Below are 11,328 nucleotides of genomic sequence, written 5' to 3'. Positions count from 1 at the left end.
AGGCCTATTTGCCGTGCCGGCGATCCCGCCGGCTGTAGTCGCGCAGGGCGCGCAAGAAGTCGACGTGGCGAAAGGCCGGCCAATGCGTCTCGCAGAACCACATCTCCGAATACGCGCTCTGCCACAGCAGAAACCCGGATAGCCGTTGCTCGCCCGAGGTGCGGATCACCAGGTCGGGGTCGGGTTGCCCGGAGGTGTAGAGGTTCTCGGAGATGGCATCGACGGTCACCGCGTCGACGAGCTCCTCGGCGGTGGCGCCGTTGGCGAGTTGCTTGTTCAGCAACGCGCGCACCGCGCCGACGATCTCCTGCCGGCCGCCGTAGCCGACCGCCACGTTGACGTGAAAAGGCGCGACGGCGGGTGTGGACTCGACGGCATCGCGCAACCGGCGGGCCGGCTCGTCGCCCAGCAGTTCCAGGTCCCCCACCGTGCGCACGCTCCAGCGGTTGGCAGGCGCGCAGATCTCCTCGACGACGTCGGTGATGATCTCGATCAGCCCGGCCAGCTCGTCGGGATCGCGTTGCAGGTTCTCGGTGGACAGCAGGTACACCGTGGTCATTTCGACGCCGGCTTCCTGACACCAGCGCAGCATCTCGGCGATCTTGGACGCACCCATCCGGTAGCCGTAGCTGACGTCCTCGTAACCCGCGTCGCGGGCCCACCGCCGGTTCCCGTCGCACAACACGGCGATATGCCGGGGCAGCTGGGACTTCGAGGCGGCCAGACCCTGCCTCAGCCGCAACTCGTAGACGCGATACAGCGGCTCTTTGAGGCGCGGCGGGATAATTTCCACGAACATCCACCCTACTGCCAGCGGTGATTTATTCCTCGGTTCTCAATTCGGCCCGGTCGGCTGAGAGTCGAGACTGTGCCGTAACCATCCCTGGCTACTGTGGATCTGGAGCAGCCTCCGGCGGCTTTCCCACTGGCATCCCATATTGCGAGGACACAGCAGACATGAGCAGCCAGACCAGCACCGTCCCCAACCCGGAACCCGAACCCGAGTCGATCGTTCCGGGCAACACCGTCGAACAGCTCGTCGAGGGCGCCGCCCAGTTTTTGGGCAAGCCCCGGATGCGCGGCTGGATTCACTTCGTCTCGGCGTGGCTGGCCATCATCACCGGCGCCACCCTGGTGTCGGTGTCGTGGGCGGTCGCCTCGCCCCGCGCCGGCCACTCGACGCTGGTCTACGCCGCGGCGACGGTGGCGATGTTCGCGGTGAGCGCCACCTATCACCGGGTGCAGTGGAAATCAGACGTCGCACGCAGCCGGATGAAGCGGCTCGACCATTCGATGATCTTCGTGTTCATCGCCGGCAGCTACACCCCGTTCGCGCGGCTGGTCATGCCGCAGAACACCGGAGTCCTGGTGCAATGCATCGTGTGGGGTGGGGCGGCGGCCGGCATCACGTTGAAGATGTGTTGGCCGACGGCGCCGCGCTGGGTCGGGGTGCCGCTCTACCTGCTGCTGGGCTGGGTGGCCGTCTGGTTCGCCCCCACGATCCTGCACCAGGCCGGCGTCGCCGCGATGGTCCTGTTGGCGGTGGGCGGCGTGTTCTACAGCGTCGGCGGCATCTTCTACGGGCTGCGCTGGCCCGACCTGTGGCCGAGGACGTTCGGTTATCACGAGTTCTTCCACGCCTTCACCGCGATCGCGGCGATCCTGCACTACATCGCCATGTGGTTCGCCGTCTTCTACGCCGGCAACCACGCCTGGCTGGCGGGCGGCTGAGGCCGCCCGGTCGCCCCGCTAGGACGGGGTGACGTCGTCCTCGGGTGACCAGTACGCCTTCATCGAGGCGATCTTGCCGCCGCTGTCGAAGACCATGACGTCGATCGGCTCGATCACCATCCGGTGCTCGCCCGCGGTCACGGTCAGCCGGAACTGGAAGGCGGCCTCGTTGCCGGCGACGCGCAGCGTCACCAGTTCGCACTCGCGCTGAAGTCCGTCGATCGCGGAATAGAAGCCGTGGATCGCCCGCCGGCCGATGTGCACCTCGCCACCGACCGGATCCTCGACGGTGGCGTCATCGGCGTACAACTCGACCAGATCATCGGCGCCGCCCTTGGCGACCAGTTCGATGTAGCGGTTGACCGTGCTTCTGATCGCCTCGGTCTTGGCGGCATTCGGCATGGGACGCAGAGTATCCCCGCGCGGTGGTGATCGCGTAGCCGGGCGCGGCGAGTCACCACCATCGGGATCAGTGGTGATCGCCAGCGCGGCGTAGCCGGGCGCGGCGGGTCACCACCATCGGGATCAGTGGCGGGAAACACCTAGGGCGGCGGCGAGTTCGGCTGCGCTGGTCACCGGCAGGTCACAGACCCGGCCGCGGCACACGTAGGCAGCGTCGGCGCCGCCCACCCGGGGCCGGCCGGCCAGCAGTGGCGACGAATTCACCTCCCCGCCCACGACGATCGCCCCGCCGGGTGCCAACCGTCGCGCGTCGGCCAGCAGCGCCGAGGCCGACGGGTCGCAGGCGACCGCGATCTGCACCGGGCCGCGCACCGCCGCCTCCGCGACGGCCAGCCACTGCCCGGCCGATCGCGGCGCGCGTTCCAGCAGCACCGAGTGCGCACCGAGCGATTCGGCCGCCGCCCGCAGATACCGCTCGGCGCGGTCACCGTCGACCAGATGTGCGGCGGTCAGCAGCGCCTCGGTGATCGAGGACGCTCCCGACGGCGTCGCGCCGTCCAACGGGTCGGCCGGCCGGAGCACCAACTGCTCGGCATCGTCGGCGGTGTCGAACCAGCGGCCCGGTTGTTGCGGATCGGCGAAATGCGCCAGGGCGGTGTCCAGCAGATCGGTTGCCGTCGTCAGCCAGGCCGACTCGGCGGTGAGCTGATACAAGGCGAGCAGCCCGGTGGCCAGCATCGCGTGGTCCTCGAGGATGGCGGCGCTGTCACCGACCACACCGCCCAGACTGGCGCGTCGCAGCCGGCCATCCACGACATGTAGATCCAGCAGGGCCCGCGCGCAGCGCCGTGCGGCCTCGATCAATTCGGGCTCGTCCAGCGCCACGCCGGCCTCGGCCAACGCGGTGATCGCCAGACCGTTCCACGACGTGACGACCTTATCGTCGCGCCCGGGCTGGATCCGGGTGAGGCGGGCGAACAGCAGCGCGGACCGCACGCGTTCCAGCCGCTGGAAATCCTCGGGATCGGCCGGCAGCTGCAGCACCGAGCTGCCGTGCTCGAAGGTGCCGCTGTGGGTGACCGCGAAAACGCTTGCCGCCCAAGCGCCATCGTCGGGTCCGAGTACTTCGTTGAGCTGCGCCGGCGTCCACACGTAGGTCGAGCCCTCGCGGCCATCGGCGTCGGCGGCCAGCGACGAGGTGAACATGGCACCGTCGGCCAGGTCGACGAGCAGGAACCGGGCGGTCTGGGCGGTGATACGGCGCGCCAGCGGGTCACCCGTGCGCCGGGCCCAGTGCGCGTAGGCTCGCAGCAGCAACGCGTTGTCGTAGAGCATCTTCTCGAAATGCGGTACCACCCAAGCGTTGTCGACGCTGTACCGGGCGAAGCCGCCGCCCAGCTGGTCGTAGATGCCGCCGCGCGCCATCGCGTTGCCGGTGTGCGCAACCGCCGCAAGCGCCGCCGGCGAGCCGGTGCGCTCGAAGTGCCGCAGCAGCGCCTCGAGCAGCGCCGACGGCGGGAATTTGGGCGCACCGCCGAACCCGCCGTGCACCGCATCGCGTTCCGTCAGCAGCGCGGCGACGGCGTGGTCACACAACTCCGGCGACACCGACGGACCGCCACCGGGAAGAGCCGAAGCCATCTTGCGCAGCTCACCGGCGATCCGGTCGGAGGCCTCCTCCACCTCACCACGGCGCTCCCGCCAGGTGTCGGACACCGCCGAAAGGAGCTGCAGGAAGCCTTCTTTCGGATAGTAGGTGCCGCAGAAGAAGGGACGCCCGTCCGGCGTGAGGAAACAGGTCATCGGCCAACCACCGTGACCGTTGAGGGCGACCGTGGCGTTCATGTACACCGCGTCGATGTCCGGGCGTTCCTCACGGTCGACCTTGATGCAGACGAATCCGGCGTTCATCGCGGCGGCCACTTCGTCGTCTTCAAACGATTCGTGGGCCATGACGTGGCACCAGTGGCAGGCGGCGTAGCCGACGGAGAGCAGGATAGGCACGTCGCGGCCAGCGGCATCGGCCAGCGCCTCGGGGGTCCACTGCTGCCAATGCACCGGATTGTCGGCGTGCTGCCGCAGATACGGACTGGTCGCCAGCCCAAGGGTATTCGTCGAAGCGGGGTCAGCCGGACTCATCGCCGGGCCCCGGGGCTCGCGGCGAGCCGTCCGCCTCGTCCGGGCCAACGGCGTCGGTACCCTCATCGGCGGCCTGGTCCGGTTCGGGGTGCTTGGGATCAAACGAATCCGGCACCTTCTTCAGCTGCCGGTTCATCGAACGCAGCAAAAACAGCGTGCTGATCAAGAGCAATACGACGATCAGCAGCCCGACCGGGCTGGCTTTGCCGAAATCGGGGCCGGTGTGGTGTGGCGGGCCGTCGGCTTGCCAGCCGGCGGCGGTGACGGCCACCAATAGGTGATTCACTCGTCGCTCTCGATCCCGGCGAACAGGTCGTCCTCGGGCAGTTGGACCGGGACCCGAGACCGCGCCAACTCGAATTCCTCGGTGGGCCAAAGCCGTTGCTGCCATGCGATGGGGGCGGCGAAGAAGTCGTGGTCGGGGTCGATCTGGGTGGTGTGCGCCCGCAGCGCGTCGTCGCGCTGGCTGAAGTAGGCCGAGCACTCGACCCGGGTGGTGACGCGGGACTCGAACGGATCGTGTTTGGCGGGCCAGTGCTCGAGCCACTTCTTGAACGGAGGTTCTTGTCCGTGCTTGATGGCTTCGTCGTGCAGCAACTGCATCCGGGCGCGCAGGAAACCGTGGTTGTAGTAGAGCTTGGACACCGTCCACGGTTCGCCGGCGTCGGGGAAAAGCCGGTAATCGCCGGCGGCCTCGAACGCGCCGACCGAAACCTGGTGGCAGCGAATGTGATCGGGATGGGGATAGCCGCCGGTTTCGTCGTACGTGGTCATCACGTGCGGGCGGAACTCACGGACCACGCGCACCAGCGCCTCGACCGATTCCTCCAGCGGCACCAGCGCGAAGCAGCCCTCGGGCAACGGCGGCGGCGGGTCACCCTGGGGTAACCCGGAGTCGACGAATCCCAGCCAGGTGTGTTCCACGCCCAGGATCTCGGCGGCCTTGGCCATCTCGTCCCGGCGGATTTCGGCGATGTGTCCGTGCACCTCGGGCAGGTCCATCGCCGGGTTGAGGATGTCGCCGCGCTCACCGCCGGTCAACGTCACCACCAGCACTCGGTGGCCTTCGTCGGCGTAGCGGGCCAGCGTGGCCGCGCCCTTGCTGGACTCGTCGTCGGGGTGGGCGTGCACCGCCATCAACCGCAATTCGCTCACGTGCTCCCTTGTCACCTCTGGTGGTCGCCCGGTCTGACCCTATAATTCCAGTTCCGAGTTCGTTGCATGCCGCCGGCCGGTGCCGCACGCCCGACGACCAGGCATAACATGCATAACCAGCTATGACCGAAACCCCGATGACTCGTCCGGAAGCCCGCTACGGGCGCTCCGGACTGTCGCGCATCCCCCGGCGGTGGGTGATCGTCACGCTGGGCGCGCTGGTGGTGGTGGCCGGGCTCGGCATCGCCGTGATCGGTTATCACCGGTTCGGCACCAGCGACGTCAAGGGGACGACGACCGGCTATCGGGTGATCGATGACCAGACGGCGTCGATAACGATCAGTGTGACGCGCTCGGATCCGTCGCGGCCGGTGGACTGCATCGTGCGGGTCCGCTCGCAGGACGGCAGCGAGACCGGCCGGCGAGAGCTGCTGGTCCCGCCGTCGCACGCGGCCACCGTTCAGGTGACCACGACCGTGAAATCTTTCGAACCGCCGGTGGTGGCCGACATCTATGGCTGCGGCACCGATGTGCCCGCCTACCTGCGCCCGGCGTGACCTCCCGTCCACGTACCAATCCACGTCGAACTGCGAATATGGAGTCATCAACTGTTAGCGCGGTGGTAACATGGATGAATGCACGGTTCCGGTTGGGACCGTGTTGCTGCATTAGCGGCCGTGAGCAAAACGGCAGCGGCGGCACACGGGGAGGCACCCGCACACTCCGGGGCGGCGGAGCTGACAGGACTCAACGCGGACTCGCGGAACAACATACGAGGAGCACGACGAGATGACGGACACTTCCGTGACCTGGCTTACCCAGGAGTCCTACGACCGGCTCAAGGCCGAGCTCGATCAGCTGATCGCGAATCGTCCGGTCATCGCAGCGGAGATCAATGACCGCCGCGAGGAGGGTGATCTGCGCGAGAACGGCGGCTACCACGCCGCCCGCGAAGAGCAGGGTCAGCAGGAGGCCCGCATCCGCCAGCTGCAGGATCTGCTCAACAACGCGAAGGTCGGCGAGGCGCCCAAGCAGTCCGGCATCGCGCTGCCCGGCTCGGTGGTGAAGGTCTACTACAACGGCGACAAGTCCGACACCGAGACCTTCTTGATCGCCACCCGCCAGGAGGGCGTCAACGACGGCAAGCTCGAGGTGTACTCGCCCAACTCACCGCTGGGCGGCGCCCTGATCGACGCCAAGGAAGGCGAGACCCGCAGCTACGTGGTGCCCAACGGCAACACCGTTGAGGTCACGCTGGTCAGCGCGGAGCCCTACCACTCCTGAGCGGGTTTACCGCAGGGCCTGACCCAGATCGGCCAACAGGTCGGCGATGTCTTCGATGCCGACCGACAGGCGGACCAGATCGTCGGGGACTTCCAACTGCGAACCCGCCGTCGAGGCGTGCGTCATGGCGCTGGGGTGCTCGATCAACGACTCGACCCCGCCCAGCGATTCGGCCAGGATGAACACCTTGGTTCTGGCACACAGATCTCGGGCGGCCTGGCGGCCGCCGCGCATCCGGACCGACACCATGCCGCCGAAACCGCTCATCTGCCGGGCGGCGATCTCATGCCCGGGGTGTGACGGCAGACCGGGGTACAGCACCGTACTCACCGCGGGATGCCCGGCGAGGAAATCCGCTACGGCCGAAGCGTTTTCGCTGTGCCGCTGCATGCGTAGCACCAGCGTCTTGAGGCCGCGCATCGTCAGGTAGGCATCGAACGGGCCTGGCACCGCACCGGCCCCGTTCTGCAGAAAGGCGAACGCGTCGTCCAGCTCCCGGTCGTTGGTGACCAGGGCACCGCCGACGACATCGGAGTGCCCGCCAATGTATTTGGTGGTGGAGTGCAGCACGATGTCGGCGCCCAGCGTCAACGGCCGCTGCAGCGCAGGGGACGCAAAAGTGTTGTCCACCAACACCTTTGCCGAGCTCCGCTGGCCCAGCTCGGCCAGGGCGGCGATGTCGGCGATGGAAAGCAGCGGATTGGTGGGGGTTTCCGCCCAGATCAACCGGGTTCGCGGCGTGATCGCGGCGGCAACGGCGTCCAGCTGATGCAGCGCCACCGGCGTGTACTCGACGTTCCACTGGGTGAAGACCTTGTCGATCAGCCGGAAGGTACCGCCGTAGGCATCGTTGGGGATGACCACGTGGTCCCCGGGCCGCAGCACCGCCCGCAGCGCACAGTCGGTGGCGGCCATGCCGGAACCGAAGGCTCGCCCGTAGGCGCCCTCTTCGACGGCGGCCAGCGCCGCTTCCAGCGCTGTCCGGGTCGGGTTGCCGGTGCGCGCGTATTCGAACCCGCCGCGCAGCGCGCCGACACCGTCCTGGGCGAAGGTGCTGCTGGCGTAGATCGGGGCGTTCACCGCGCCGGTCGCCGGGTCCGGCCGATAGCCGGCGTGAATCGCCTTGGTGGCCAGCCCGGTGAACTCGTGGTGCGCGTCGTCGCTCATCGACGATCAGCCTAGGTGACGGCCGGCCTCTCGGCGCCGTCGATCGGCAGGCACACCGTCGTCATGATCTTGTCCGCCAGCGTCTGACGCTTCGAATCCCACAGCGGGAAAAGGAAACCGATGAAGCAGATGATCGCGTCGACGAAGTGCGCCAGCGACCGCACCACCGACATCCCGAAGCCGATGGGTTGGCCGGTGACCTCGCTGACCACTTTGAACTTGAGCACCGATTTGCCGACGCTCGATCCGGTGGTGCCCTGCCGGTAGCCGTAATTCCAGATCAGATAGAACAGCCCGATTATCGACGCCAGCCACTGCGCCACCATGCCGACGGTCGAGTTCTGGGTGGCGCAGTACTGGTTGACGGCGTACTGGGTGACGTCGGTGATGCAGGCGGTCTGCTGCGTGGCGACCAGGATCGCGGTGCCGATGCCGTGCACGACGACGTACGGGAGGATGTCGATGACGAACGCCAGCGCACGGGTCAGCCACGGCGTGTATTCCTCGGTCGGCAGCGTGCGGATCGCCGGCCCGGGTGGCGGCGGCGCATACCCACCGGCCGACGGCGGGGGCGGCGGATAGGACCCGCCGGGCGGCGGTGGGGGCGGCGGATAGGACCCGCCGGGGGGCGTCTGAGGCGGCGGCACCTGCTGTCCGCTCGACGGCGGCTGCTCACCACCGGTGGGCCCGGGCGACGAGGGAGGTGGGGGGTAGGCGCCGCCGGGCGGCGGTTGATCGGTCATGGGCAACCTTCCACTCGGGTCCAGCCGAACTAGGCCGAAACAGTACCCGAGCGCGTCGCTAGCCGGGCGAGACGCGCGGCGCGCGCCCGCGGTCGGGTGCAGCACCGCGGACTACCGGCGCACGGACAGCCCCCGAGGCCCGTCGGAGAGGAAACCCAGCAGGTCATAGCGGGTGATCACGCCCACCGGCTTGCCTCCCTCGACCACCATCAACGCGTCCCAGTCGCGCAGCGCCTTGCCGGCCGCGCTGACCAACTCGCCGGCGCCGATCATCGGCAGCGGCGGGCTCATGTGCTGCGCGACGGCGTCGGCCAACTTCGCCCGGCCCTCGAAGACGGCCGACAGCAGCTCGCGCTCCGATACGCTGCCGGCCACCTCCCCCGCCATCACCGGCGGCTCGGCGCCGACCACCGGCATCTGGGACACCCCGTATTCGCGCAAGATGCCGATCGCGTCGCGCACCGTTTCGGACGGGTGAGTGTGCACCAAGTCAGGCAGTTCACCGGATTTACGGCGCAGCACGTCGCCGACCCTGGACTGTTCGGTCGAGCCGTCGAGGCGGCTGCGCAGGAACCCGTACGACGACATCCACGCGTCGTTGAAGATCTTCGACATGTAGCCCCGCCCGCCGTCGGGCAGCAGCACCACCACGACCGAGTCGGGGCCGGCCTGCTCGGCGACCTTGAGCGCGGCGACCACCGCCATCCCGCACGAGCCGCCGACCAGCATCGCTTCCTCGCGGGCCAACCGCCGGGTCATGTCGAAGGAGTCGGCGTCGGAAACCGCGATGATCTCGTCGGGGACCGTCGGGTCGTAGGCCGCCGGCCAGAAGTCCTCGCCGACGCCCTCCACCAGGTAGGGCCGGCCGGTGCCCCCGGAATACACCGAGCCCTCCGGATCCGCGCCCACGATGCGCACCGCCCCGCCGGACACCTCTTTGAGGTAGCGGCCCGCCCCGGTGATCGTTCCGCCGGTGCCGATGCCGGCGACGAAGTGGGTGACCTTGCCATCGGTGTCGGCCCAGATCTCCGGGCCGGTGGTGGCGTAGTGGCTGGCCGGGCCTTCCGGATTGGCGTACTGGTCGGGCTTCCAGGCGCCGTCGATCTCGGTGACCAGCCGATCCGAGACGCTGTAGTAGCTGTCCGGGTGCCCGGGCGGTACGGCCGTCGGGCAGACGACGACCTCGGCGCCGTAGGCCATCAGCACGTTGCGTTTGTCCTCGCTGACCTTGTCCGGGCAGACGAACACGCACTTGTAGCCGCGTTTCTGGGCGACCAGGGCCAACCCGACGCCGGTGTTGCCCGAGGTGGGTTCGACGATGGTGCCGCCGGGCCGCAGCTGTCCGCTGGCTTCGGCGGCGTCGATCATCTTCACCGCGATGCGGTCCTTCGAGCTGCCACCGGGATTGAGGTATTCGACCTTGGCCGCCACGAGGCCGGCGCCGGCGGGGACGACGGAGTTCAGCCGCACCAGCGGGGTGCCGCCGATGAGGTCACTGATGTGCTGCGCGATCCGCATGCGTTCATCGTCTCAGGCGGTTTCCCCCGGCGCACAATTGCTCTCCGCCCAGCTGCACGGTTACCCGGTCGCCTCGCGGATGTAGTCGCCGATCTGCCGCAGCGAGCGCAGGGCCTCGGGCACCATCGGCGCGGCCAGTTGGAAGTCGTGGACCTGTCCGGGCCACACCCGCACCTCGGCGGGCACGCCCACCGCGGCCAGCCTGCTCGCCGCCAGCCGCGCGTCGTGCAGCAGCACCTCGGAGCCCGACACGTGGATCAGCGTGCGCGGCAGGCCCGGCTTGATGTGCTCGAGCGGCTCGTAGATCTCCTCGGGCTTCCCGTCGACGATGTTCTTCGCGGCGGCGGAGGCCACCAGTTCGGCGAGCGCGTCGAACGCCCCGGCGGTGAACATCGCGTCGGTCTCGATGTTGGGATGGGCCTGCTTGGGTTCCTTGGCCAGCTGCAACAGGGGCGAGATCGCGACCAGCGCCGCGGGATCCTCGCCCTCCTCCTGCAGGCGTTGGGCCAACGTGAGCGCCAGGTAGCCGCCGGCGGAGTCGCCGGCCAGCACGATCTGGTCGGGTTGGTATCCGCGCTGCCGCAGCCAGCGGTAGGCGTCGTGGCAGTCGTCGAGCGCCATCCCCACCGAATTCTTGGGCAGCAGGCGGTAATTGACCACCAGGATGGGCGAGTCGGCGAACTTGGAGAGGGCTTCCACGAGCCGGCCGTGGGAGTTCGCCCCACACGTCAGAAACGCGCCGCCGTGCAGGTAGACGATCACGCGGCGGCTGCCGTCGGCGGGCAGCACTCCGGGTGCGCGGACCAGCTGCGCCGCCGCGTGCGGCAGCTTCACGGTCTCGCGGACGGTGGCCGACGCCGGGATCAGCACCCGGGCCGTGAGGTCGATCAGACCCCAGGGCCACGGCAAGTTGGGGACGCGGCTGCCGACGGAAAGAATCGGCCGGATGGTCAGCCGCGACGTGAGGTTCGCCAGTCGCGCGGCGACGCTGGGCCCGGACTCCAGGACCTCGACGGGTGCGCCGTCGCTGATGGCGAATTTGCGCGCCTGGGCTCGACGCGCTCGGAGGACGTCATGGGGCCGGACGGTAGTTGTCGAGGACCCCGATTCCTTGCTAGGTGCAGTCATGCTCAACACTTCCTACAACGTTGTAGTGCGATACAGCATGGGACGAGGCGACCGCGCGTCT

General features: G+C 68.5%; 12 protein-coding genes. 3 read left to right on the top strand and 9 right to left on the bottom strand.

The window, feature by feature from the left end; translation table 11 throughout:
* Window positions 1-4: 4 nt before the first annotated feature.
* Window positions 5-793 (bottom strand): (2Z,6E)-farnesyl diphosphate synthase, encoded by a 789-nt coding sequence (locus ACIUM1_RS20595; RefSeq protein ID WP_406814414.1) that lies wholly within the window; start codon window positions 791-793, stop codon window positions 5-7.
* A gap of 164 nt (window positions 794-957) precedes the next feature.
* On the opposite strand from ACIUM1_RS20595, the gene ACIUM1_RS20590 reads away from it, so the two are divergent.
* A complete protein-coding gene (locus tag ACIUM1_RS20590) occupies window positions 958-1,731 on the top strand; it encodes a hemolysin III family protein (protein ID WP_406814413.1) in 774 nt (257 codons plus the stop codon).
* An 18-nt stretch (window positions 1,732-1,749) separates the two neighbouring features.
* On the opposite strand, the gene ACIUM1_RS20585 is transcribed toward ACIUM1_RS20590, so the two are convergent.
* The 4 genes from ACIUM1_RS20585 to mca all read right to left on the bottom strand — a co-directional run bounded on the left by ACIUM1_RS20585 (window position 1,750) and on the right by mca (window position 5,427).
* A complete protein-coding gene (locus tag ACIUM1_RS20585; protein WP_406814412.1) occupies window positions 1,750-2,133 on the bottom strand; it encodes a nuclear transport factor 2 family protein in 384 nt (127 codons plus the stop codon).
* Window positions 2,134-2,256: 123 nt separating this feature from the next.
* Window positions 2,257-4,272, bottom strand: a complete 2,016-nt coding sequence (locus ACIUM1_RS20580; protein WP_406814411.1) for a thioredoxin domain-containing protein — start codon at window positions 4,270-4,272, stop codon at window positions 2,257-2,259.
* A complete protein-coding gene (locus tag ACIUM1_RS20575) occupies window positions 4,259-4,558 on the bottom strand; it encodes a hypothetical protein (RefSeq protein WP_406814410.1) in 300 nt (99 codons plus the stop codon). Before ACIUM1_RS20575 ends, ACIUM1_RS20580 begins: the two co-directional genes overlap by 14 nt.
* Window positions 4,555-5,427, bottom strand: coding sequence for a mycothiol conjugate amidase Mca (gene mca, locus ACIUM1_RS20570; protein WP_406814409.1), 873 nt, complete (start codon window positions 5,425-5,427; stop codon window positions 4,555-4,557). Before mca ends, ACIUM1_RS20575 begins: the two co-directional genes overlap by 4 nt.
* Window positions 5,428-5,549: 122 nt before the next feature.
* Here mca and ACIUM1_RS20565 point away from each other — a divergent pair, with 122 nt between their 5' ends.
* Entirely contained in the window at window positions 5,550-5,984 is a 435-nt protein-coding gene (locus ACIUM1_RS20565; RefSeq protein ID WP_406814408.1) for a DUF4307 domain-containing protein, read from the top strand.
* 232 nt (window positions 5,985-6,216) lie between these two features.
* Window positions 6,217-6,711, top strand: coding sequence for a transcription elongation factor GreA (greA, locus tag ACIUM1_RS20560; RefSeq protein ID WP_406814407.1), 495 nt, complete (start codon window positions 6,217-6,219; stop codon window positions 6,709-6,711).
* Window positions 6,712-6,717: 6 nt separating this feature from the next.
* On the opposite strand, the gene ACIUM1_RS20555 is transcribed toward greA, so the two are convergent.
* The 4 genes from ACIUM1_RS20555 to ACIUM1_RS20540 form a co-directional block, all read right to left on the bottom strand.
* Window positions 6,718-7,878, bottom strand: a complete 1,161-nt coding sequence (locus ACIUM1_RS20555) for a cystathionine gamma-synthase (protein ID WP_406814406.1) — start codon at window positions 7,876-7,878, stop codon at window positions 6,718-6,720.
* A gap of 11 nt (window positions 7,879-7,889) precedes the next feature.
* The gene (locus tag ACIUM1_RS20550; RefSeq protein WP_406814405.1) at window positions 7,890-8,621 is read right to left on the bottom strand and encodes an RDD family protein; all 732 of its coding nucleotides are present in this window, start codon (window positions 8,619-8,621) and stop codon (window positions 7,890-7,892) included.
* Between the two features lie 111 nt (window positions 8,622-8,732).
* Window positions 8,733-10,139 carry a cystathionine beta-synthase gene (locus ACIUM1_RS20545; protein ID WP_406814404.1) on the bottom strand — a complete coding sequence of 469 codons (1,407 nt, stop codon included), beginning with the start codon at window positions 10,137-10,139 and terminating at the stop codon, window positions 8,733-8,735.
* Window positions 10,140-10,199: 60 nt separating this feature from the next.
* Window positions 10,200-11,267, bottom strand: coding sequence for an alpha/beta hydrolase (locus ACIUM1_RS20540; RefSeq protein WP_406814403.1), 1,068 nt, complete (start codon window positions 11,265-11,267; stop codon window positions 10,200-10,202).
* Window positions 11,268-11,328 lie beyond the last annotated feature (61 nt).

The sequence above is a fragment of the Mycobacterium sp. M23085 genome (genome assembly GCF_045343915.1).
Classification (GTDB): Bacteria; Actinomycetota; Actinomycetes; order Mycobacteriales; family Mycobacteriaceae; genus Mycobacterium.
Note: the sequence above shows the minus strand (reverse complement) of the source record. Positions and strands in the feature narration are given on the sequence as shown.